At 67.9% G+C, this 22,358-nt stretch carries 18 protein-coding genes; 11 read left to right on the top strand and 7 right to left on the bottom strand.

Translation table 11 applies throughout. The features are described 5' to 3' along the window. Genes RU09_RS05945 through RU09_RS05935 form a run of 3 tightly spaced genes read right to left on the bottom strand, consistent with a single transcriptional unit; the run spans window position 1 to window position 5,797 of the window. Entirely contained in the window at window positions 1-3,462 is a 3,462-nt protein-coding gene (locus RU09_RS05945) for an error-prone DNA polymerase (protein ID WP_042538491.1), read from the bottom strand. Beyond that, complete coding sequence (locus RU09_RS05940) at window positions 3,462-5,003, bottom strand: DNA polymerase Y family protein (RefSeq protein ID WP_042538489.1); 1,542 nt, start codon at window positions 5,001-5,003, stop codon at window positions 3,462-3,464. Before RU09_RS05940 ends, RU09_RS05945 begins: the two co-directional genes overlap by 1 nt. Next, window positions 5,000-5,797 carry a hypothetical protein gene (locus RU09_RS05935; RefSeq protein ID WP_042538487.1) on the bottom strand — a complete coding sequence of 266 codons (798 nt, stop codon included), beginning with the start codon at window positions 5,795-5,797 and terminating at the stop codon, window positions 5,000-5,002. Before RU09_RS05935 ends, RU09_RS05940 begins: the two co-directional genes overlap by 4 nt. Window positions 5,798-5,928: 131 nt before the next feature. On the opposite strand from RU09_RS05935, the gene RU09_RS05930 reads away from it, so the two are divergent. Genes RU09_RS05930 through RU09_RS05910 form a run of 5 tightly spaced genes read left to right on the top strand, consistent with a single transcriptional unit; the run spans window position 5,929 to window position 9,212 of the window. Next, entirely contained in the window at window positions 5,929-6,399 is a 471-nt protein-coding gene (locus RU09_RS05930; protein WP_042538485.1) for a prepilin peptidase, read from the top strand. Window positions 6,400-6,434: 35 nt separating this feature from the next. Continuing rightward, on the top strand, window positions 6,435-6,647 hold the full coding sequence (locus tag RU09_RS05925; protein ID WP_042538484.1) for a hypothetical protein: 213 nt from the start codon (window positions 6,435-6,437) through the stop codon (window positions 6,645-6,647). Then, the gene (locus RU09_RS05920) at window positions 6,640-7,284 is read left to right on the top strand and encodes a CYTH domain-containing protein (protein WP_042538481.1); all 645 of its coding nucleotides are present in this window, start codon (window positions 6,640-6,642) and stop codon (window positions 7,282-7,284) included. Before RU09_RS05925 ends, RU09_RS05920 begins: the two co-directional genes overlap by 8 nt. Window positions 7,285-7,338: 54 nt before the next feature. Then, entirely contained in the window at window positions 7,339-8,493 is a 1,155-nt protein-coding gene (locus RU09_RS05915) for a type III polyketide synthase (protein ID WP_042538479.1), read from the top strand. Further along, a complete protein-coding gene (locus RU09_RS05910) occupies window positions 8,490-9,212 on the top strand; it encodes a methyltransferase domain-containing protein (RefSeq protein ID WP_052492878.1) in 723 nt (240 codons plus the stop codon). The genes RU09_RS05915 and RU09_RS05910 overlap by 4 nt, the downstream gene beginning before the upstream one ends. Before the next feature lie 58 nt (window positions 9,213-9,270). Here RU09_RS05910 and lpdA read toward each other — a convergent pair whose 3' ends face one another. Together lpdA and RU09_RS05900 are read right to left on the bottom strand one after the other, a co-directional pair. Continuing rightward, window positions 9,271-10,668, bottom strand: a complete 1,398-nt coding sequence (lpdA, locus tag RU09_RS05905) for a dihydrolipoyl dehydrogenase (RefSeq protein ID WP_042538477.1) — start codon at window positions 10,666-10,668, stop codon at window positions 9,271-9,273. Between the two features lie 9 nt (window positions 10,669-10,677). Then, a complete protein-coding gene (locus RU09_RS05900; RefSeq protein ID WP_042538475.1) occupies window positions 10,678-11,343 on the bottom strand; it encodes a copper resistance CopC family protein in 666 nt (221 codons plus the stop codon). A gap of 99 nt (window positions 11,344-11,442) precedes the next feature. Between RU09_RS05900 and RU09_RS05895 the strand changes: the two genes are divergently transcribed. The 3 genes from RU09_RS05895 (at window position 11,443) to RU09_RS05885 (ending at window position 13,259) form a co-directional block, all read left to right on the top strand. Beyond that, complete coding sequence (locus tag RU09_RS05895) at window positions 11,443-11,928, top strand: FHA domain-containing protein (protein ID WP_153302217.1); 486 nt, start codon at window positions 11,443-11,445, stop codon at window positions 11,926-11,928. Further along, a complete protein-coding gene (gene ftsR, locus RU09_RS05890) occupies window positions 11,928-12,614 on the top strand; it encodes a transcriptional regulator FtsR (protein WP_042538473.1) in 687 nt (228 codons plus the stop codon). The genes RU09_RS05895 and ftsR overlap by 1 nt, the downstream gene beginning before the upstream one ends. A gap of 99 nt (window positions 12,615-12,713) precedes the next feature. Then, window positions 12,714-13,259 (top strand): MerR family transcriptional regulator, encoded by a 546-nt coding sequence (locus RU09_RS05885; protein ID WP_042538471.1) that lies wholly within the window; start codon window positions 12,714-12,716, stop codon window positions 13,257-13,259. A gap of 82 nt (window positions 13,260-13,341) precedes the next feature. Here RU09_RS05885 and RU09_RS05880 read toward each other — a convergent pair whose 3' ends face one another. After that, window positions 13,342-14,154, bottom strand: a complete 813-nt coding sequence (locus RU09_RS05880) for a ParA family protein (protein WP_042538598.1) — start codon at window positions 14,152-14,154, stop codon at window positions 13,342-13,344. A gap of 94 nt (window positions 14,155-14,248) precedes the next feature. Between RU09_RS05880 and RU09_RS05875 the strand changes: the two genes are divergently transcribed. From RU09_RS05875 to def, 3 genes are all read left to right on the top strand, one after another. After that, window positions 14,249-17,656 (top strand): pyruvate carboxylase, encoded by a 3,408-nt coding sequence (locus RU09_RS05875; RefSeq protein ID WP_042538596.1) that lies wholly within the window; start codon window positions 14,249-14,251, stop codon window positions 17,654-17,656. Window positions 17,657-17,722: 66 nt separating this feature from the next. Continuing rightward, a complete protein-coding gene (locus RU09_RS05865; RefSeq protein WP_156145874.1) occupies window positions 17,723-19,837 on the top strand; it encodes a nucleotide-binding protein in 2,115 nt (704 codons plus the stop codon). Continuing rightward, complete coding sequence (gene def, locus RU09_RS05860; RefSeq protein WP_042538469.1) at window positions 19,837-20,328, top strand: peptide deformylase; 492 nt, start codon at window positions 19,837-19,839, stop codon at window positions 20,326-20,328. The genes RU09_RS05865 and def overlap by 1 nt, the downstream gene beginning before the upstream one ends. 67 nt (window positions 20,329-20,395) lie before the next feature. On the opposite strand, the gene RU09_RS05855 is transcribed toward def, so the two are convergent. Next, the gene (locus tag RU09_RS05855; RefSeq protein ID WP_042538467.1) at window positions 20,396-22,228 is read right to left on the bottom strand and encodes an AMP-dependent synthetase/ligase; all 1,833 of its coding nucleotides are present in this window, start codon (window positions 22,226-22,228) and stop codon (window positions 20,396-20,398) included. Window positions 22,229-22,358: the final 130 nt, after the last annotated feature.

Here is a 22,358-nt window from a genome sequence, read left to right as displayed (position 1 = left end):
TCAGCGGAAGTCCCTCGATCGATGCGTCACTCCGGTGCGGAGGTCTTCGAATGCGTCGGCGAGAACGTTCACGACGCCCTCTGCTGAGCGCTCGAGAATGCCGCGGATGATCAGAGCAGGAGAATCCCGCGCCACCCGGTGGTACCGACCCCACACCCCGGTCGAGCAGATGACGTTGACGAGGCCGGTCTCGTCTTCGAGATTGAGGAACGTGACACCCGCTGCGGTCGCCGGGCGCTGACGGTGGGTCACGAGGCCGGCGACCTCGATGCGTCTGCCCGTCTCATGGCTCTGGAGGTCGGCAGAGGTGAGCACGCCTCGCTCGCGCAGAAGTCCGCGGAAGTGCGCCATCGGATGGTCGTCGGTCGAGACACCTGTCGCCCAGAGATCTGCGGAGAGCCGTTCATAGCTGGACTGATCGCTGAACAGCGGGGGCTGCACGGCGATCGTCGTGCCGGGAAGGAATCGCGAACGATCCTCAGCGGCTGCCCCCGACAGCCAGATCGCCTCTCTGCGCTGCAGCCCGAGGCACTCGAACGCGCCGGCGGTCGCCAGGGACTCGAGCTGCGCGGCGGTGGCATCGGTGCGCCTCACCAGATCGTTCAGATCGCGGAACGGACCGGCGGCCTCGCGCTCGGCGACGATCCTCTCTGCCAGCGGTGTGCCGATGCCGCGCACACCGCTGAGCCCCATGCGCACCGCATAGGCGCCATCCCGGCGGTGCGCCGCCGACTCGTCGGGCTTCGACCGGTCGAAGCGTGGCACTCGAGGCTGCAGAGGATCGCCGCAGGCGTCCAGCCCCGTCGGCATCCGCAGCGGTGCGCCCTCGAGGGGCTCGAGAGTCTCGGTGACGCCTGAGGCGTGCAGATCGGGTCGACGCACCTCCACGCCATGCCGACGCGCGTCTGCGGTGAGCGTCGAGGCGGAGTAGAAGCCCATCGGCTGCGACCGGAGCAGTCCGGCGAGGAACGCCGCAGGATAGTGCAGCTTGAGCCAGGAGCTCGCATAGACGAGGAGTGCGAAGGACAACGAATGCGACTCTGCGAATCCGAAGTTCGAGAACGCCTGGATCTGCGCGTAGATGCGATCCGACTGCTCGGCGGAGAGTCCGCGCCGGGTCATTCCCGCGTAGAGCTTGTCGCGCACCTTCTCGATCTTCTCGAGCCCGCGCTTGGATCCCATCGCGCGTCTGAGCAGATCGGCCTCGTCGGCGGTGCAGTCGCCGATGGCCGTCGCCATCTGGATCAGCTGCTCCTGGAAGATCGGGATGCCCAGCGTCCGCTCGAGGATCGGCTTGAGGTCATCATGCGGATACGGGATGTCGAGCACCACAGGCTCTTCTCCGCGAGCGGCTCTGGCGCGGTTCTCTTCGTCGAGCGCATCCTTGGCCATCTTGCGGCGGACGAACGGATGCACGGCGCCGCCCTGGATGGGCCCGGGGCGGATGAGCGCGATCTGGATGGCGAGGTCGTAGAAGGCGCGCGGCTGCAGGCGGGGGAGCAGGCCGATCTGTGCGCGGGATTCGACCTGGAACACCCCGATCGAATCAGCGCGGCAGAGCATGTCGTAGACGGCCGGCTCTTCTTTCGGAAGCGTCTCGAGCGTCCACCGCTCACCCGTGGCGTCGTCGATGAGATCGAAGCAGTGCTGGAGCGCTGCCAGCATCCCCAGTCCGAGGAGGTCGAACTTCACCAACCCCATCCAGGCGGCATCGTCTTTGTCCCACTGGATCACGGTGCGGTTCTCCATGCGAGCATGCTCGACGGGGACGACCTCGCCGACGGGGCGTGCAGTGAGCACCATGCCACCGGAGTGGATGCCGAGGTGTCGGGGAGCCTTCAGGAGCTCACCCGCGTAGTCGAGCACATTCGCGGGAATGTCGTGCTCGTCTGCGACCTCGAGCCCGGCGCTCCACCCGTCGACCTGCCTGGACCAGGCGTCCTGCTGCCCCGGGGAGAATCCCAGAGCCCTCGCCATGTCGCGCACGGCGTTCTTCGGACGGTACTGGATGACGTTCGCCACCTGTGCCGCACGCTCTCTTCCGTACTCGCGGTACACCCACTGGATGATCTCCTCCCGGCGATCGGAGTCGAAATCCACATCGATGTCCGGTTCTTCCTGACGGGTCGTCGCAAGGAACCGCTCGAAGGGCAGTCGGTAGAGGATCGGGTCGACGGCGGTGATGCCGAGGAGATAGCAGACGGCGCTCGCCGCGGCAGAACCACGTCCCTGACACAGGATGCCGCGACGGCGTGCCTCTGCGACGATGCCGTGCACGATGAGGAAGTAGCCGGGGAAGTCCTTCTCCTCGATCACGTCGAGCTCGCGCCCGATCCTGCGGCGACCGTCGTCATCGAGGTGCGGGTACTTCGTCGGCACGGCCTCCCATACCAGGTGACGCAGCCAGCTCATGGGGGTATGACCGTCTGGCACTTCCTGCTTCGGCAGGGCCGGTCGTGCTCGGCGGAGGGAGAAGGCCGACGCGGCGGCGAGCTCGAGCCCGTAGGAGATCGCGCCGGGGTGGCGCCGGAAGCGCGCGGACATCTCCGCACCGCTGCGCAGATGTGCTCCTCCGTGGGTCGGAAGCCAGCCGTCGAGCTCGTCCATGCTGCGCACGGCACGCACAGCGGCGACCGCCTCGGCGAGTGATGCGCGTTCGGGGGCGGCGTAGTGCACGTTGTTCGTCGCCACCACAGGCAACCGCATCCGCCGGGCGAGATCGGCGAGAGCGTCGTTGCGACGTGTGTCCTGCGGGTCGCCGTGGTCGAAGAGCTCGACGGCGACGTGATCCTGGCCGAACAGATCGACCAGACGGCGCAGCGGCGTCTGCGCGTCTCCGGCTTCGAGCCCACGGCGGACGCCGCCCTTGCGGCATCCGGTGAGGATCGTCCAGTGCCCGTCGGCGGTGGCCGCCAGCTCATCGAGGTCGTACACGGGGCGGCCCTTCTCTCCGCCGCGCAAGTGAGCAGCCGTCATGGCGCCGGAGAGACGGTGATAGCCCTCCAGGCCGTCGGCGAGCACCAGAAGATGGTCGCCGACCGGATCGGGGGTACCCCGCTGCGGGGCGTCGAGACCGAGCGAGAGCTCGGCACCGTAGACCGTCTGGACGCTCACATCCATCAGCTCTGCGACCTCGGCGAAGCGGGCCGCTCCGTAGAAACCGTCGTGGTCGGTGAGTGCCAGCGCGGTGAGCCCCAGACGCTCGGCCTCGGCGAGCAGGTCTTCCGGTGAGGAGGCGCCGTCGAGGAACGAGTACGACGAATGCGCGTGCAGCTCGGCATAGGGGACCGCATCCTCAGGTCGGTGCACGGAGGTCGGGGGATTTCGCTTGCGCTTGGTGCTGACGGGGCCCGGGTCGGGGCGACGGCCGGGTGGCATGCCTCCGGTCGGATAGGGCGATTCCTCGCCGCTGAGAGTGCGCTCCAGTTCGTTCCAGGACAGGGGAGGGTTGTGCCAGCCCATCAGCGGTACCTCCCCTCGGCCCACCAGCGATCTCCCGTGCAGAAGACGAGCCAGGCCCGATCATGGTCATCGATGATCTGCAGGCGATGCCCCTTCTTGCCGCCGGAGGCCTCCCATCGGCGTTCATGGATCGGCCACGGGCCAGCCCAGGCCTGCACATCGTCGCCGTCGATGCGAGCGGGTGCCGCCGAGAGCGAACCCCGGTCGTCGACGAGGACGGTCTCACCGTCGGGTGCGAGCACTCCGATGGGACGAGGGGGACGGAACACCTCGGCGGGAAGAGGATCGGGAAGGCTTCCCGGCCAGGGGTGCCCGGGGTCTCTGGGGGCGACGGGGCGTTCTCCCCACGGAGTGAGCACCTGTCGATCGGCGAGCCAGCGTCCGCCGGAGAGAGCGGCGGTGACGACGCCCTCGTGGCCGAGCATCGTCTGCACGCGGGAGATGGCGTGGTGCAGGCGCTCATCCGTGCCGGACCCGAAGAGTCCGGGCTGGTGATGGGCGGCATCATCGACCGCCACGGGGGCGATCCGCACCAGGGCGATCCCGCCGAACGCGCGAGCCTCATCGATCGGCTCTTTCGCTGACTCCGCCCCCAGCGCCTCGAGCTGCCAGCGCACCCGGTCGACGAGGTCAGCGGCATCGAAGCAGGTCGGATGCAGCCAGGGACGGGAGAACACCTTGCCGTCGTCGTCGATCAGGTCGATGCGGATCTCTGTGCACACCACCGAGGCTTCTCCGAGAGCGAGCATGACCGCATCGGCCGTCTGCCGCACCGCGAAGGCCACCTGATCGGCTCCGGCGAGCGGCGGTTCGAACTCGACGGAGCGCACGAGTTCGGGGTCGGGCGGTCGTGCCACCACGGCGCGGGAATCGGCACCGGCGGCGAGGGAGTGCAGGCGGGCGCCGCGCTCGCCGAAGCGATCGCGCACCTCGATCTCATCGAGGGCGGCGAAGTCGCCGAGCGTGCGCACGCCGAGCCGGATGAGCAGACCGGTGAGCTGTTCGTCTCGCAGCACACCCACGGGGAGCGGGGCGAGGAAGTCCTTCGCGAGACCTGCAGGAACGACGGTGCACGGGGCGCTTCCTCTGGCGGCGAGCTCTGCCGTGAACGGGCCGTCGGCGATGCCGACGCGCACCTCGGGGAAGCCCGCCTCGGTGAGGACATCGATGAGGGCCCGCCCTGCTTCGGCCTCGCCGTCGTGGTAGCGGGAGATGCCCCGTGCCCGCACCGCCGCGAGTCCTGGACGCAGCAGCGCGGCGCCGGGGGCGTGCTTCTCGATGAGCTGCAGCACCGGAAGGAAGGCCCTCTCGTCGCGGTCGGTGTCGTGCGGCAGCACGCGCAGCGAAGAGATGTGCCCCTGCGCGACGCGGCGGCGCTGGCCGGCGCGCACACCGTGCTCCCTCGCCGAAGCGGTGCATGCGACGACGGTGTTCGCATGCACCAGCGCCGTCGGCGGATGAGGCGGTGGCCCGCCCAGGGCGGCGCGCAACGGCCAATCGGGAAGCCACAGGACGAGGACCCGCAGCGGAGCAGCGGTCATCCGGCCACCGCCAGACGCGGGTATTCGAGCGGAGTGGCCTCGTGACCGCGCAAGCCGGGCAGCGTCGTCATCTCGGCCATGGTCTCGACGGCGGTGTGCTCGGCGGGCAGCTCTTCGACCGCGCCGTGGGCGCCGGGAAGGCGTACGCGCACGCTCGACGACAGCGGACTGTGCCGCGTCCGGGCTGACACCGTCGCCGTGGAACCTTCGATCAGCCCCCACCCCTCACCGACACCGAGCCAGTGCTGGTCGTGCAGTCGGATGGAGCCCTCGCTCTGCGGCCAGGCGCCGGACGCTGTCGACTCGGTGATGAGCAGGGTGCTCCCGCGGTCTCGCAGGCGTGCGCTCAGTCGTGACACATCGGCATCGCGTGCTCTGCCTCCCGGCTGCACGGCGATCAGCGGAACCACCTCGGCGAGCGCAGAGGTCACGGCGAGCCAGCGGTCTCCGGGCTCGGGGACGAGGATCAGTCGAGGCAGCTCGATTCCGAACGCCGCTGCGGCTTCCACGCCCAGCGTGGGCATGCCCACCACCGCACACCAGTGGCCCTTGCGCGACGCCGCCGCGAGCAGCGCGAGGACGAGACTGGGCGAGGGGGAGACGGTGTATGTCGTCCCCGTCTGCAGTCCTTCTTCAGGGAGCAGGGAGGAGAAGGCGGGTTCGAGGGGGAGCAGCGGATGCTCGCTGCGTCTGCGCTGCATGCGGCTGATCTCCCGGCGCAGCCGAAGAACCTCTCCGGCGCGGGAGTCGCCAGCCGGAGAGAGCGCGGTCACCGCATCGAGCCCGATCCCCATGAATCCATCCTCGAAGATATGTACTAATAAAGCAACTGGAGTAGATGACGATAGTTCGAACCTCCGACATCGACGGGGAGGTTATCCACACGCCGACCTCGCCGGCATCCGCCTTCTCCTAGCCTTCCGGCATGGATCTCCGCACCGTGGCCGTCGTGACGGTCCATCTGATGCTGTTCGTGGTCGCCTGCATACTCGTCACCATCGACATCCGCACACATCGACTGCCGAACCGGATCGTGCTCCCCACCCTCGCGGCGCTCATCCTCCTCGGGGTCGCCGACGCCATCACCTCCGGTGAGAGCGCGGCGATGGTCAGAGCGGCATTCGGCATGCTGATCCTCGGCGGCTTCTATGCGGCGCTCCGTCTGCTCAGCCGTGAGGGAATGGGCGGAGGAGACGTCAAGCTCGCCGCCGTCATCGGCCTGATCCTCGGTTGGCACAGCTGGCAGGCGCTCGCCGTGGGAGCAGCATCCGCCTTCGTCCTCGGTGCTCTGTTCTCCGTGTCGCTGATGATGCTCCGCAGGGCGGACGGCTCGACGCGCATCGCCTTCGGGCCGTGGATGATCCTCGGCGCGATCCTCGGCATCCTCGTGCAGTGAGGCGTCTTGCAGCGTGTCGGCGCTAGGGTGAGCACATGGCACTTGCACGACTTCACGGCGGCCCGCTCGACGGGCAGATCATTCCTCTCGGCGATGCGGACGACAAGCTGATCGTCCCCTACAGCGAGACCCAGGTGGTGTACAACCGGCGCGGTGACGCGCAGAACACCGGCGACACCGACGGTCCCACCGAGATCGACTACTGGTACGACGAATCCCTCGAGGACATCAGCCCGTCGGATGACTGAGCACCACACCGCTCCGCAGTCCGGCCTCGAACCCTCCAGGGTCGTCGAGGTCGAGCGCAAGTACGACGTCGACGACGCCACCCCTCTTCCGGAGTGGGTGGGGGTTCCGGGAGTGGATGCCGTGTCGTCGGGCGAGGTGCGCGAACTCGACGCACGCTACTTCGACACTGCGGATGCCGGACTCTCCCGCTCAGGGGTGGCTCTTCGTCGTCGCACCGGCGGACCCGATGCCGGTTGGCATATCAAGGGACCGCGTGAGGGCGACGGCCGTCTGGAGATCGGCTGGCCGCTGGGTGACGACGACAGGATCCCCGAGGCGGTGACCGAGACCATCTCTCGATGGGCGACGGGCCCGCTGACGCCCCTCGCCCGGATCGAGAACACCCGAACGGCCTATCTGCTCACCGGAACCGCCGGAGTGGTCGCCGAGTTCGTCGACGATCACGTTCGCGCGACCGACCTCCGACACGACGTGCAGCGTGAATGGCGCGAGTGGGAATTCGAGCTCGGCCCCGCTGCGCCCGCCGACCCGGCGGGGAGAGCGGCCCTGTTCGAGGCCGTCGAGAGGGTGATCTTCGCCGTCGGGGGTCGCGATGCGTCATCCGGCTCCAAGCTCGCCCGTGCTCTGGGTTTCTGACTCACGGCGCAAGCCCCTTCCGCGTGTGAGCGGGGCCATGCTTGAGTGGCAGACATGACCCGCTCCGCCGTACTCCGCTCGCTGCGGACGATCGTTCCAGACACCGTCATCGAGCAGCACGAGGTGCGCGACATCTTCGCCTCGCAGCCCGACGTCGGGCGCCTCGCGCAGAGGATCATCGGAGCATCCTTCAACGGATCGGGCATCGACACCCGTCACACGGTCATCGAAGAGCTCTCCTCCACGGCGAGCACCGACGCGACGCTCTTCTTCGATCGGGAGTCCGGCCTTCTGCAGTCTCCGGGAACGGCCGCACGCAACGACGTCTACATACGCGAGGCGTCTCGTCTCTTCGTCGAGGTGGCTCGCAGCGCGCTGGACGCAGACCCCGACATCGTCGCCGCCGACGTCACGCACGTCATCACCGCATCGTGCACGGGCTTCCATGCGCCGGGCCCGGAGTACGAGATCGTGCGGGGGCTGGGTCTCTCAGACAGCGTGCAGCGCTATCACCTCGGATTCATGGGCTGCTACGCCTCGCTGCCTGCGCTCCGAGCGGCGAGCCAGTTCTGCGCGGCCGATCCCGATGCCGTGGTGCTCGTGGTCAGCGTCGAGCTGTGCACCGTGCACCTTCGCTCGTCGGAGGACCCGGATCTCATCGTGGCCAACTCCCTCTTCGCGGACGGCGCGGCCGCCGGCATCGTCACAGCGCGCGATCTCCCGACACCGGTTCCTGCCGTCCGCCTCGACGGCTTCCACACGGCCATCGCCGCCGAGGGCGAGAAGGACATGGCCTGGACGATCGGCGACCACGGCTTCGAGATGATCCTGTCGACCAAGGTGCCGCAGATCATCGGCGAGACCATCATCGGCGCCATCCGTCCGCTCTACGCCCGCGAGGGCGAGCTCGCGGCCGCGTTCGACGAGGGGAGGGTGGGGGAGCGCGTGGAGCACTGGGCGATCCACCCCGGCGGACGCAGCATCCTCGACCGCGTGCAGGAGCGACTGCAGCTGAGCGACGCGCAGCTGCACCCGGCTCGGGAGACGCTGCGCGAGAACGGCAACATGTCGAGTGCGACGGTGCTCTTCGTGATCAAGCGGATCCTCGATGACGGCGCCGCCGACGGGTCGCGGGTCGCGGCGATGGCCTTCGGACCGGGGCTGACGGCCGAGAGCGCATTGATGACGGTCACCACCGGCGTCTCGTGAGACACGACCTCTCGATGCGCGCCACCGAGGTGCGCGAGCTCATGGACGATCCGGATGCGGACATCGGGATGCTGGAACAGACCTACAGACGCTTCCGGCTCGTGAACGCGCTCGTCTCACGGCCGGGGCTGCTCTATCGTCGCGAGATCCGGCCGCGCGCCCGCCGCGGTCCCATCCGCATCCTGGACATCGGCGCGGGCGGCGGAGACGTGTGCCGGATGATCGCGGCGCGGTTGCGGCGAGCAGGTCTCGAAGCCGAGATCACGGCACTCGACGCCGACGAGCGGGCGATTCGCTGGGCTGCCGATAACGACCACGGAGCCGGCATCCGATATCGCTGCGCCTTCGCCGCAGACCTCGTGGCGGAGGGAGAGCAGTACGACGTGGTCTTCTCGAATCACGTGCTGCACCACCTCACCGCGACAGAGCTCGACGGCCTGCTGCGCGACTCCGAGGCGCTCGTCGGCGGCGGCGGTGGCGTCGTGGTGCACCGGGACATCGCCCGCACCCGATTCGCCTATGCCCTGTACGACGCCGCGACCTGGGTCCTCTCGGGAACGCTCTTCCGCGGCTCGTTCATCCGGGAGGACGGCCTTATCAGCATCCGCCGCTCGTACGCGCGGAGAGAGCTCGCCTCTCTCGTGCCCTCAGGGTGGGCTGTGCGCTTCGGCCTCCCCTCACGGCTGGAGTTGAGCTGGAAGGCCGAAGCGGCGTCATAGACGCACGAAGGCCCGACACGCGTGAGCGTGCCGGGCCTTCGACGATCTGATCTTCGGATCAGAAGTTGATCATGTGACCCGCGAGGCCGTGGAAGCCCTCCTGCAGCGCCTCCGACAGCGTCGGGTGGGTGTGCACATTGCGGGCCAGCTCGAGAGCCGTGAGGTCCCACTTCTGGGCCAGCGTCAGCTCGGGCAGGAGCTCGGAGACGTCGGGGCCGATCATGTGGGCGCCGATGAGCTCGAGGTGCTCGGCGTCGGCGATGAGCTTCACGAAGCCGACGGGCTCGCCGAGTCCGTGCGCCTTGCCGTTCGCCATGAACGGGAACGTCGCGACCTTGATCTCGCGCCCTTCGTCCTTGGCCTGCTGCTCGGTGAGGCCGAACGAGGCGACCTGCGGCGAGCAGAACGTCGCGCGGGGCATCATGCGGTAGTCGCCGAGCGTCTGGGTCTCCGCGCCGCCGATGGTCTCGGCCGCGACGACACCCTGTGCCTCGGCCACGTGGGCGAGCTGCAGCTTGGCGGTGACGTCGCCGATCGCGTAGATGCCCTCGACATTCGTGCGCATGTGGTCGTCGATGTCGATCGCGCCGCGCTCGGTGAGCTTGACGCCGGTGGCCTCGAGACCGAAGCCCTCGATGTTGGGGGCGAAGCCGACCGACATGAGCACCTTGTCGGCTTCGATCGAGCTCTGCTGGCCGTCCTTGCCGGTGTACGACACGGTGACGGACGAGCCGTTGTCGACGACGGACTCGACCTTGGTGGAGGTGAGGATGTCGACGCCGTAGTTCTTGTACTGCTTCGCGATCTCTTTCGACACATCGGCGTCCTCGTTGGGAAGCGCGCGGTCGAGGAACTCGATGATCGTGACCTTGACGCCGTAGTTGGTCATCACGTACGCGAATTCCATGCCGATGGCGCCGGCTCCGACGATGACGATCGACTTCGGGAGCTCGCGGCTGAGGATCTGCTCCTCGTAGGTCACGACGTTGTCGCTGAGCTGGACGCCCGGGAGCAGACGAACCTTCGAGCCGGTCGCGATGATCGCGTTGTCGAAGGTGACCTCTTCGGTCGAGCCGTCGGCCTTGGCGACCGAGATCGCCTTCGGGCCGGTGAAGGTGCCGCGACCGTCGTACTCGGTCACCTTGTTCTTCTTCATCAGGAAGTGGATGCCCTTGACGCGGCCGTCGGCGACGACACGGCTGCGGTCGAACGCCTTGCCGTAGTCGATCGTGAACTCACCCGAGATGCCGAAGAAGTCGGCCTTGTGGTTGAGCGTGTGCGCGAGCTCCGCGTTCTTCAGGAGAGCCTTGGAGGGGATGCAGCCCACGTTGAGGCAGACACCACCCCAGTACTTCTCTTCGATGATGGCGGTGGACAGACCGAGCTGAGCGCTGCGAACCGCAGCGACGTATCCGCCAGGACCTGCACCGAGGATGACGACATCGTAATGTGGCATGCCTTAAGCCTATCGCTCCGAGGGAAGGTCGGAATCGGTCGAAGCCGGGTCGCGGCGCCCGCGGACCACGAGCCAGACGACGATGCCGAGGATCACGAGCACTCCGACGATCGCGAGCACCCAGATCAGCGTCGTGGGGGCGGATGAGTCGTCGCTCTCGGGGGCGGGAGTGAGGTCGGTGCCGGTGCCGGGGCCCGCGGTCGCGACCGGAGCGGGAGCGGCCGTAGCCGTCTCCGTGGGCTCGGCGCTCGGCTGGGCGGTCGGGGCGGTCTCGGTGCTGTTCGCGACCGCGAAGTCGAACTTATTGGAGGTCGGGTGGCCGTCGCTCGAGACGACCTTCCAGGTCACGCTATAGACCCCCGCAGGGGCCTCCGTGGCGAGCTGCTGCGTCACGATCGCACCCTCGACGGTGGCATCGCCCTCGGTGACCGAGTTGCCGGAGGGGTCCGTCACGACCACCTCGGTCGCGCCGGTCTCGTCGATGAGCTTCGCGCTGAAGGTGAGCGTCAACTCGGCGGGGAGCGTGTCGACCGTGCTGTCGGCCTCGGGGGATGACGCGAGCAGACTGTCGTGGGCCGAGGCGGAGAGAGGCGCGAACAGCACGAGGAACGCGGTCAGAAGGGCGGCGGCGAGTGCGACCGGAGCTGCAGGGAGGCGGCGGGCTGTGGTTTTCACATCCTCAGCCTATGAAGTGTCCGTATGCGATGCCTGAGTGTGAAGCGAGCTCCCGCGAGCGGCATCGGATCAGTTAGTCTGGAGGACTAGGAGGGCATAGTGACAGACAGCCAGAATCGATCGGGCGGAGACGCTGCGATCCACCGTCCCGGCGAGCAGAGGCACGACGTGACGCAGACGTTCGGGCACGACTCGGACCTCTCCTTCGTGCCTTTCGGCGTGGAGCTCACCGACGTGGAGCAGGGCGCCATCGCAGCGCTTCCCTCCGGTTCCGCACTGCTTCTGGTGCGCTCCGGAGCTCTCGCGGGGGCCCGCTACCTGCTCGACACCGATGTGACGACCATCGGTCGCCACCCCGAAGCCGACATCTTCTTCGATGACGTGACCGTCTCGCGCCGCCATGCAGAGGTGACTCGCAACGGCTCGACGTTCGAGATCATCGACCAGCGCTCGCTCAACGGAACCTACGTCAACGGCGAGCGTGTCGATCGCAGCGCTCTGGTCGACGGCACCGAGCTTCGTGTCGGCAAGTTCCGATTGAACTTCTTCGCCTCTCCCGTCGATCGCGTCGCGGCGATCGACTGATGGCGGCTTCTCCCGCCCGCGAACGCTCTGCGTCCGCGGGCCTTCTGAGCATCGGTCAGGTGCTTGCTCGGCTCACACCAGAGTTTCCGGAGCTCACCTCCAGCAAGCTCCGCTTCCTGGAGGTGCAGGGGATCGTCAGCCCGTCGCGCACGGAGTCGGGCTACCGCAAGTTCTCGCAGGCCGATATAGAGCGACTGCGCCTCGGCCTCACGCTGCAGCGTGACCACTACCTCCCTCTCAGCATCATCCGAGAGCAGCTCGACGACGCTGAGGCGAACGGCGATTCAGCCGCCCTCGCTCCGCCGCCGTCGATCACGCCGACGCCTCGTCGCTACCGCCGCAGCGAGCTCCTGTCGGCAGCCGGTGCCGGCCCGCAGCTCCTCAACGATGCGATCAGCACCGGTGTCATCGTGGCGCAGGAGAGCTACCCCGAGTCGACCGTCACGCTGCTGCGCGGTCTGGTCGCGCTCGACCGCCATGGCATCGAGCCGCGCCACCTGCGGTCGCTGCGTCAGGGCGCCGAGCGCGAGGTCGCGCTGATCGAGTCCGCCATGTCGTCTCTGCTCCGTCGCACGGACGCCGCATCGCGGGCGAAGGCGAGCGACATGGCGCCCAACCTCGCCGCGAAGATCGACGAAGTGCGCTCGCTCTTCGTCAAGGACGCGCTCACCAGGTTGCTTTCGTAACGAACTGATTGCGACACACCTTCGGTGTCCCACGGATGTCATTGCCGGTGCCGGAGGGCTGCTCTAGCGTGGAGGTAACAGCTCCAGGGAGGATTTCAAATGAATGCGGATGAGCGTGCAGGCGACCCGCGGTTCGTGCCGGAACTCCTCTTCACCGACGGCCTGCCGGCCATGGACGACGAGGTCGGCTACCGCGGTGCGGTGGCGGCGCGTGCAGCAGGTATCACCTACCGTCAGCTGGACTATTGGGCACGCACCGAGCTCGTAGAGCCCACGGTGCGAGGCGCCAGCGGGTCAGGCTCGCAGCGCCTCTACGGCTTCCGCGACATCCTCGTGCTCAAGCTGGTGAAGAGCCTGCTCGACACCGGTATCTCCCTGCAGCAGATCCGTACCGCGGTCGACGAGCTCCGCCGCGCGGGCATCCGCGATCTCGCGGGCACGACCCTCATGAGCGACGGCGCGTCCGTCTACCTCTGCACGTCGAACGACGAGGTCATCGACCTGGTCAGCCGCGGTCAGGGCGTGTTCGGCATCGCCGTGGGCAAGGTGCTTCGCGAGGTCGAGTCGACCCTCGTCGAATTCGACGCGACATCACCCGACCCGGTCGACGAGCTGTCGGCGCGTCGCACCAAGCGCTCCGCCTGAGCATCCGCGGCTCCGAGCCGCGCCCCACACGAAGAAACGGCCACCCTCGCGAGAGGATGGCCGTTCTGCTGTCTGCGGTGGATCAGGCCTGCGGGCCGGAATCCGCGACCTGGATGCGCCCGGTGCGGATGATCCGATCGAGCAGCTGGTCGAAGTCGGCAGCGAGTTCCTGAGCCGAGTCGCCGGGCCAGATGTGCAGCGGCTTGGCCGCGCCCTGGGCCTGCTGCAGCGACGTGCGCTCCGGAAGCTGCGGGGAGAGCACGAGGGGGCCGAACATGTCGCGCAGTTCCTTGATGCGGAACTGGTGCTCGATCGACTGGGGCCGCACGCGGTTGACGACGATGCCCAGCGGCTGGAGACGAGGGGAGAGGCCCCGACGGATCTCCTCGATCGCGCGCAGCGCGCGATCGGCCGCGGCGACGGAGAAGAGGCCGGGCTCGGTGACGACCATCACGCGGTCGCTCGCCGCCCAGGCCGTGCGGGTGAGGGCGTTCAGCGACGGGGCGCAGTCGACGAGGACCAGGTCGTAGTCGGCTTCGACGGAGGCCAGCGCCTCTTCGAGCTTCCACACGTCACGCACGCTCGGGTGCGGTCCGTCGAAGTTGATCGCTGACGGGCTGCCGATCAGCACGTCGATGGTTCCGGGGTGCACCTTCGCCCAGCCGCTGGAGGTGATCGCCTGACGGACGACCTTCTCCTTCGGGTTGGCCAGGACATCGGCGATGTTGAGCCGACCGGCCACCTGGATGTCCATTCCGGTGGACACATCGGACTGAGGGTCGAGGTCGACGACGAGCGTTCGGACACCACGGGCGAAGGCCGCTGAGGCCAGGCCGAGGGTCACTGTCGTCTTGCCGACGCCTCCCTTGAGAGAGCTGACGCTGAGTACGTGCACGAACACCACGTTACCTTCCCCTAGGCTGGGTGCACACTCAGCCCCGCCCCATGCGCGCCGATTAGAAGTGCGCATCGAGCTTCCAGAGGTGTGCATGTTCCAGAAGATCCTTGTGGCGAACCGCGGCGAGATCGCGATCCGTGCCTTCCGTGCGGCATTCGAGGTCGGGGCGAGAACAGTCGCCGTCTTCCCGCATGAGGACCGCGGCTCCGTCCACCGGCTCAAGGCGGACGAGGCCTACGAGATCGGCGAGCGCGGTCATCCCGTCCGCGCATACCTGAACGTCGACGAGATCATCCGCGTCGCGAAGGATGCGGGAGCGGACGCGATCTACCCCGGCTACGGCTTCCTGTCCGAGAATCCCGAACTGGCCGAGAAGGCTGCCGCGAACGGCATCGTCTTCATCGGTCCGCCCTCGAAGGTGCTCGAGATGGCAGGCAACAAGGTCGAGGCCAAGCGCCACGCGATCGAGGCCGGGGTTCCCGTGCTCCGCTCGACCGAGGCCTCCGATGACGTCGACGCGCTCGTGGCCCAGGCATCGGACATCGGCTTCCCGCTGTTCGCCAAGGCCGTCGCCGGTGGTGGCGGTCGTGGCATGCGCCGGGTCGAGTCTGCGGCGGAGCTCGCGCCGGCACTGGCAGAGGCGATGCGCGAAGCGGAGAGCGCCTTCGGCGACCCGCGGATGTTCCTGGAGCAGGCCGTCATCCGTCCCCGGCACATCGAGGTGCAGATCCTCGCGGACAAGACCGGCGAGACCGTCCACCTCTTCGAACGCGACTGCTCGGTGCAGCGACGTCATCAGAAGGTCGTCGAGATCGCCCCGGCCCCGAATCTCGACGATGGCATCCGCACCGCGCTGCACGGGTACGCGGTCGCGTTCGCGCGATCCATCGGATACGAGAACGCGGGAACGGTCGAGTTCCTGCTCGAGACCGCGGGGGAGCGCACCGGCGAGGTCGTCTTCATCGAGATGAACCCGCGCATCCAGGTCGAGCACACCGTCACCGAGGAGGTGACCGACGTCGATCTCGTGCAGAGCCAGATGCGCATCGCCGCAGGCCAGACCCTCGCCGAACTCGGACTCGAACAGCACAATCTGCAGGTGCGCGGAGCGGCGCTGCAGTGCCGCATCACCACGGAGGACCCGACTCAGGGGTTCCGGCCCGACACGGGCAAGATCACCACCTACCGCTCCCCGGGAGGTGCGGGCATCCGTCTCGACGGCGGCACCGTGCATCAGGGTGCGCAGATCAGCCCGCACTTCGATTCGATGCTCGCCAAGCTGACCTGCCGCGGGCGGGACTACCCGGCGGCGGTGGCACGCGCTCGGCGGGCGCTGGCGGAGTTCCGCATTCGCGGCGTCTCGACCAACATCCCGTTCCTGCAGGCCCTGCTCGAGGATGAGGCGTTCATCGCCGGCGACGTGAGCACGTCGTTCATCGACGAGCGCCCGGATCTCCTCCGCGGCCGCGAGTCGAAGGACCGCGGCACTCGGATTCTGAACTGGCTGGTCGACGTCACGGTCAACAAGCCCCACGGGGTCCACCCGGGTTCGCTGGACCCGGCTGCCAAGCTCCCGGCCGTCGACCTCGACTCGACCCCGGTCGCCGGTTCGCGACAGCGTCTGCTCGAGCTGGGCCCGGAAGGCTTCGCCCAGAGCCTGCGCGCGCAGAGCGCTCTCGCGATCACCGACACGACCTTCCGCGATGCGCACCAGTCGCTGCTCGCGACGCGCGTGCGCACGAAGGATCTCGTCGCAGCCGCACCGCACATCGCCCGGTTGACGCCTGAGCTGCTCTCGGTCGAGGCCTGGGGAGGGGCGACGTACGACGTCGCACTGCGCTTCCTCGGGGAAGACCCCTGGGAGCGTCTCGACAAGCTGCGGGCGGCGCTTCCGAACGTCGCGATCCAGATGCTCCTGCGTGGACGCAACACCGTGGGCTACACGCCCTACCCGACGGCCGTCACAGAGGCGTTCGTGCGGGAGGCGGCGGCAAGCGGCGTCGACATCTTCAGGATCTTCGATGCGCTCAACGACGTCGAGCAGATGCGACCGGCGATCGAGGCTGTTCGCAACACGGGCACCGCGGTCGCCGAGGTGGCGCTCTGCTACACCGGTGACCTTCTGAACCCGGCCGAGGATCTCTACACGCTCGACTACTACCTGAACCTCGCGGCCCAGATCGTCGATGCGGGGGCGCACATCATCGCGATCAAGGACATGGCGGGACTGCTGCGACCCGCGGCGGCCGCGAAGCTCGTCGCGGCGCTGCGCGAGCGCTTCGACCTGCCCGTGCACCTGCACACGCACGACACCCCCGGTGGCCAGCTCGCCACACTGCTCGCTGCGAGCGATGCAGGGGTGGATGCGGTCGACGCGGCATCCGCTCCGCTCTCCGGCACGACCAGCCAGCCTTCTCTCTCATCGCTCGTCGCTGCGCTCGCGCATACGGATCGTGACAGCGGCATCTCCCTCGACAGCGTCTCGGATCTCGAGCCGTATTGGGAGGCGGTCCGCCGGATGTACGCTCCGTTCGAGTCCGGACTTCCCGGCCCCACCGGGCGGGTCTACCACCACGAGATCCCGGGCGGTCAGCTGTCGAACCTCCGTCAGCAGGCGAAGGCGCTCGGGCTCGCAGACGACTTCGAGCTGATCGAGGACATGTACGCTGCGGCCGATCGAATCCTCGGTCGTGTTCCGAAGGTGACGCCGTCGTCGAAGGTGGTCGGCGATCTTGCTCTGCACCTGGCCGCGGTCAAGGCCGATCCTGCTGACTTCGAGGCGAACCCCGAGAAGTACGACGTGCCCGACTCCGTCGTCGGTTTCATGGCGGGCGAGCTCGGCGATCTGCCGGGCGGATGGCCGGAGCCCTTCCGCACGAAGGTGCTGGCAGGGCGTGCCGTGCGCATCGGCATGACGGAGATCTCCGCCGACGACGAGGCAGCGTTGGCGGGCGACAGCGCGACCCGTCGTGCGCGGCTGAACACGCTGCTGTTTCCTGCACCCATGCGCGAGTTCACCGAGAGACGGGAACTGTTCGGTGATCTCTCGGTGCTCGACACCGCGGACTACCTCTACGGTCTCGTGCAAGGCCAGGAGCACGTCGTCGAGATCGATCGCGGCGTCCAGCTGTACGTGGGTCTCGAAGCCATCGGAGATGCAGACGACAAGGGCATGCGCACCGTCATGACGACCCTCAACGGTCAGCTGCGGCCCGTGTTCGTGCGCGACAGATCGGTGGCGGTCGACGTCCACGAGATCGAGAAGGCTGACACATCGGTGCCCGGTCAGGTGGCCGCGCCGTTCTCGGGAGTCGTGACCCTGAAAGCGGACGTCGGTGACTCGGTGCGCGCCGGTGAACCGGTCGCATCCATCGAAGCCATGAAGATGGAAGCGGCCATCGCCGCCCCCGTCGACGGCGTGGTGGAGAGACTCGCGATCGGCGCGACGCAGCAGGTCGAAGCCGGAGATCTTTTGGTCGTCATCCGCCCGGCGCACTAATCTTGTGCGGGCGAGGCCGCGTTCGACGCAACGCACCCGAGGCCCGCACAAGCTTGGAGTGACACAGTGACCCCGAAGAACGTTGCAGACAACCCGGACGACGAGTCCAGAGGGGTGCTGGACGACGCTACGTCTCTGGATACCTCGGCCATCGGCATACTCGGCAACACGGCGCAGGTGAGCGTCGTGCTCCCGAAGGACGACGATGACGACCTGGAGGACGATGGCGTCGTCGAGGGCGAGGTCGTCGCCGACCTGATCATCGACGAGCCGGTCGCCGCGGCGAAGGCCGCTGCAGAGATCTCACCGGCACCGCTCGGCGCTGCTCCGATGATCATCGAGCTGCCGCCGGAGCCTGTTGCGGACGAGGATCGGACCGGGGCGACCGAACCCGAGTCCGACGCGGTTCAGGAGCCCGAACCCGAGCCCGAGCCCGAAATCGAGCCGGAGTCTGAGCCGGAGCCTGACTTCGAGGCGGAGCCTGAGGCCGACCTCGACTTCGAGATCGAGCCGGGTCTGGAAGCCGAACCGGGTCTGGAAGCCGAGCCCGAACCGGAAGCATCCTCCGAGCCTGACTTCGCGATGGAGCCGGAGCCGGCCCTCGAGGCGGAAGCGTCTTCCGAGCCCGACCTCGTGATCGAGTCTGAGCCGGAAGCATCCTCCGAGCCTGACCTCGCGATGGAGCCGGAGCCGGCGCCCGAGGCGGAAGCGTTCTCCGAGCCCGACCTCGCGATGGAGCCTGACCTCGCGATGGAGCCTGAGCCTGAGCCTGAGCCGGAGCCGGAGCCGGAGCCCGATCCGGAGCCTGAGCCTGAGCCTGAGCCTGAGCCTGAGCCTGAGCCTGAGCCGGCGCCGGCGCCGGAGCCGGAGCCGGAGCCGGAACCTGAACCCGAGCCGGCGCGCACCCGCGAACGTGCTCCGAGGACGGCACCCGTGACAGCCGTCGGCGCCACCGCTTCCGCTGCCACCGCTTCCGCTGCCACCGCTTCGGCAGCGCCCGGTGACGCGGTCGCAGCGGAGGCCGCCGCGGCCGCGGCGTTCATCGCCAGGGCGAAAGCCGATATCGACGCCGCGCCCAGCTCACGGAGATCGTCGGCAGCAGCATCACTCGCCAAGAAGGAGAGCTCGGTCATGAACGCTGAGAAGCCCCGACGGGCCGCGACCCCGGCGACCCGATCGGGCCGCACCGACGTGCAGCTGTCCGCGAAGCGTCTGGACGCCCTCGGCGACTCCTCTCGCGAGAGCGCCGACCTGCTCACCGCAGATCGTCTTCTCGACCCGCACCGCATCACCAAGCCAGAGCCCGAGGGTGCCTGGAGCCACTTCCTCTATACGATCTCCGGACGTCGGATCAACATCGGAGACGGACGCCGCGCCCGTGAGCGCAAAGCGCTGAGCGCCAGGATCGCCGCACCGATCGTCGGCGGCGCGCGATTCGTTCCGGTGCTGTCCCGCAAGGGCGGGGTCGGCAAGACGACGATCACCGCTCTGCTGGGTATGGCTCTCGCCGACGCCCGTGACGATCGCGTGATCGCGGTCGATGCCAACCCCGATCGCGGCACCCTCGCAGAGCGTGTGGTCCGCCCGCACCACAACAAGTCCGTGCGCGATCTCGTCCGGATCCATGACGAGGTCAGGGGATATCACGACATCTCCGCGATCGTCGCGCGGGACGCCACCCGCCTCGACGTGCTCGCGTCGGATTCCGACCCGCGGATCGCAGAAGCCTTCAGCGACAGCGACTACCGGGATGTGGCCGGTGTCGCCGCACACTATTACTCGCTCGTGCTCACAGACACAGGCACGGGCATCGTGCACTCGGTGATGTCGGCCACGCTCGATCTCGCCGATCAGATCGTGATCGTCTCGGGGCTGAGCGTCGACGAGGCGCGCCTGGCGTCGGAGACGCTCACCTGGCTCGAGAGCAACGGATACGCAGAGCAGGCGCGTGAGGCCGTCGTGGTGCTGAACCAGTCGACTCCCGGTGCTCCGCTCGTGCGTCTCAACGAACTCGAGGCTCATTTCCGCACGCGCGCCAAGCATGTCGTGCGGATGCCGTACGACGCGCAGATCGCGGGAGGCGGGACCATCGTCTTCGCCAACCTGCAGCCGGAGACCCGAGTGGCAGCGCGCGAGCTCGCTGCGCTGCTCGTCGAGGGCCTGCGAGCGAAGGTCGACTGATGGCGGTGCGTGAGATCCGGGTCTTCGGAGACCCCGTGCTTCGTACGGTCTGCGCACCGATCGACGCCGTCGACGACGGCGTTCGAGCGCTCGTCGCCGACCTGATCGACACCGTCGAGCTGCCGGGGCGCGCCGGCGTCGCCGCTCCGCAGATCGGTGTCGCGCTCCGCGCCTTCAGCTACAACATCGACGGCGACATCGGCTATGTGCTCAATCCCGTCCTGACCGAGGTTCGTGGAGAGGCTGTGCCGACGGGGGAAGGCTGTCTGTCCGTGCCCGGGCTCTGGCATGACGCGCTGCGTCACCCGTGGGCCAGGGTCGAGGGCATCGACCTCGATGGCGAGCCTGTGGTGCTGGAAGGAAGCGGCCTGATGGCGCAGGCGCTCCAGCACGAGACGGATCACCTCGACGGCAGGCTCTACCTGACGAGACTCGATGCCGAGACGCGCAAGCGTGCGATGCGCGAGGTCCGAGAGAGCGCCTGGTTCTGAACTTCGGACGGATACGAGAAAGGCCCCGCCGCGGCGGGGCCTTTCTCGTATCTCGGGTCGGGGGGGGTCAGCCGCCGAGGGCGACGTTCGTGGTGGTGACGGGCTCGTCGTAGATGGCGGCGATCTCATCGGCGAAGTCGCTCATGATCACGTTGCGCTTGATCGACATCTTGGGCGTGAGATGACCCGACGCCTCGGTCCACTCGCTGTCGAGCACCGTGAACTTGCGGATGGACTCGGCGCGGGACACCCGGGCGTTGGCGGCATCCACAGCCTTCTGGATCTCTGCTCGGACCGCGTCGTTCTTCGAGGCCTCCACGAGCGACATCTCCTTGGGGAGCCCGGCATTGGCGAGCCAGGTCGGCAGCATCTCGGGGTCGAGGGTGATGAGAGCCGAGATGAAGGGACGCTGGTCTCCGACGACGACGACCTGTCCGATGATCGGGTTCGCACGGATCGGGTCTTCGAGGGCGGCGGGAGCGACGTTCTTGCCGCCGGCCGTCACGATGATCTCCTTCTTGCGACCGGTGATGGTGAGGAACCCCTCGGAGTCGAAGCTGCCGATGTCGCCGGTGCGGAACCAGCCGCCCTCACTGAACGCGTCGGCGGTGGCCGCAGGGTTGTTCCAGTACTCCTTGAAGACGTTGACGCCTCGCACCTCGATCTCGCCATCGTCAGCGAGCCGCACGCCCACTCCGGGGAGCGCCGGGCCGACGGTGCCGATCTTCGACTTGTCCGCGAGGTTCACGGTCGCGGGAGCGGTCGTCTCGGTGAGGCCGTAGCCCTCGAGGATCACCACGCCGAGGCTGTGGAAGAAGTGGCCGAGTCGCGCACCGAGGGGAGCCGAACCCGACACGGCGTAGACGACGTTGCCGCCCATCGCTTCGCGCAGCTTGCTGTACACGAGCTTGTTGAACAGTGCGAACTTGAGCCGCGTCCCGAACGGGACGCTCTTTCCCTCTTCGAGCAGCTTCGAGTGCTGGATCGCGACGTCGGCGGCAGCGCGGAAGATCTTGCCCTTGCCACCGGCTTCGGCCTTCTGTTCCGCCGAGTTGTAGACCTTCTCGAACACGCGGGGGACAGCCAGCAGGAAGGTCGGCTTGAACGATCCGAGGGCCGGCAGAAGCTGCCGGGTGTCGGGCTGGTGTCCGGTGCGGACTCCGGCGTGGATGTTGAGGATCGAGATGAACCGGGCGAAGACATGGGCGGTGGTGATGAACAGCAGTGTGGACGCACCGGGGGTCTGCACGACGGCATCCAGCGCCTTGGCGGAGTTGCGGCACAGCTCTACGAAGTTGCTGTGCGTGAGAACGCAGCCCTTCGGACGACCGGTGGAGCCTGAGGTGTAGATGAGAGTGGCGATGTCGGAGCCGACAGCGATGCTGCGCAGGCGCTCGATCTCGGCGTCAGGCACGGACGCTCCTCGAGCGGTCAGCGAGTCGATCGCCCCGAGGTGCAGCTGCCAGACTTCGCGGAGCAGCGGGAGGTCGCCGCGCACCTCATCGAGGCGTGCGAAGTGCTCGGGCGACTCGAGCACGAGTGCGATGGCGCCGGAGTCCTCGAGGATCCACTGGATCTGCGAGGGCGAGCTGGTCTCGTAGATCGGCACCATGACGGCGCCCGCATAGAACAGGGCGAAGTCGACGAGGGTCCAGTCATAGGTCGTGCGGGCGAGGAAGCCCACCTTCTCACCCGGCTGGATGCCGGCGGCGACGAAGCCCTTGGCCAGTGCGATCACGGCGGTCTCGAAGTCGGCTGCGGTGATGTCGCGCCAGCCCTCGCCTTCGGGCACGGAGAACAGAGGACGATCCGGCGTCGCCTTCACGCGCTTCGCCAGGAGGTCTGAGATGTTCCCCTCGGGATCGGCGGGGACGACGGCGGGGACTTCAAACTGGACCACGGCAGCTCCTTCGGTACCGGTCGGGCACTGGTTGCACAAGAGTCTAGAGCATGGGACTCGGTCGCACCGCTAGTGGGACTCAGTCGCCAATCCCGGGTCATCGGGACATGGCGCTGGCGGATGCCGATCG

Origin of the sequence: Microbacterium sp. MEJ108Y (assembly GCF_000834175.1) — a bacterium.
Taxonomy (GTDB): Bacteria; Actinomycetota; Actinomycetes; order Actinomycetales; family Microbacteriaceae; genus Microbacterium; species Microbacterium forte.
The sequence above is the reverse complement of the archived record's forward strand: the minus strand, read 5'-3'. Positions and strand labels throughout refer to the sequence as shown.

Excerpts from the sequence above, each read along its gene's own strand:
- RU09_RS05875 (WP_042538596.1), top strand. The coding sequence starts at position 14,249 with ATGTTCCAGAAGATCCTTGTGGCGAACCGCGGCGAGATCGCGATCCGT.
- RU09_RS05940 (WP_042538489.1), bottom strand. The coding sequence starts at position 5,003 with ATGACCGCTGCTCCGCTGCGGGTCCTCGTCCTGTGGCTTCCCGATTGG.
- RU09_RS05945 (WP_042538491.1), bottom strand. The coding sequence starts at position 3,462 with ATGGGCTGGCACAACCCTCCCCTGTCCTGGAACGAACTGGAGCGCACT.
- RU09_RS05915 (WP_042538479.1), top strand. The coding sequence starts at position 7,339 with ATGACCCGCTCCGCCGTACTCCGCTCGCTGCGGACGATCGTTCCAGAC.
- RU09_RS05935 (WP_042538487.1), bottom strand. The coding sequence starts at position 5,797 with ATGGGGATCGGGCTCGATGCGGTGACCGCGCTCTCTCCGGCTGGCGAC.
- RU09_RS05885 (WP_042538471.1), top strand. The coding sequence starts at position 12,714 with ATGAATGCGGATGAGCGTGCAGGCGACCCGCGGTTCGTGCCGGAACTC.
- RU09_RS05925 (WP_042538484.1), top strand. The coding sequence starts at position 6,435 with ATGGCACTTGCACGACTTCACGGCGGCCCGCTCGACGGGCAGATCATT.
- def (WP_042538469.1), top strand. The coding sequence starts at position 19,837 with ATGGCGGTGCGTGAGATCCGGGTCTTCGGAGACCCCGTGCTTCGTACG.
- lpdA (WP_042538477.1), bottom strand. The coding sequence starts at position 10,668 with ATGCCACATTACGATGTCGTCATCCTCGGTGCAGGTCCTGGCGGATAC.
- RU09_RS05930 (WP_042538485.1), top strand. The coding sequence starts at position 5,929 with ATGGATCTCCGCACCGTGGCCGTCGTGACGGTCCATCTGATGCTGTTC.
- RU09_RS05920 (WP_042538481.1), top strand. The coding sequence starts at position 6,640 with ATGACTGAGCACCACACCGCTCCGCAGTCCGGCCTCGAACCCTCCAGG.
- ftsR (WP_042538473.1), top strand. The coding sequence starts at position 11,928 with ATGGCGGCTTCTCCCGCCCGCGAACGCTCTGCGTCCGCGGGCCTTCTG.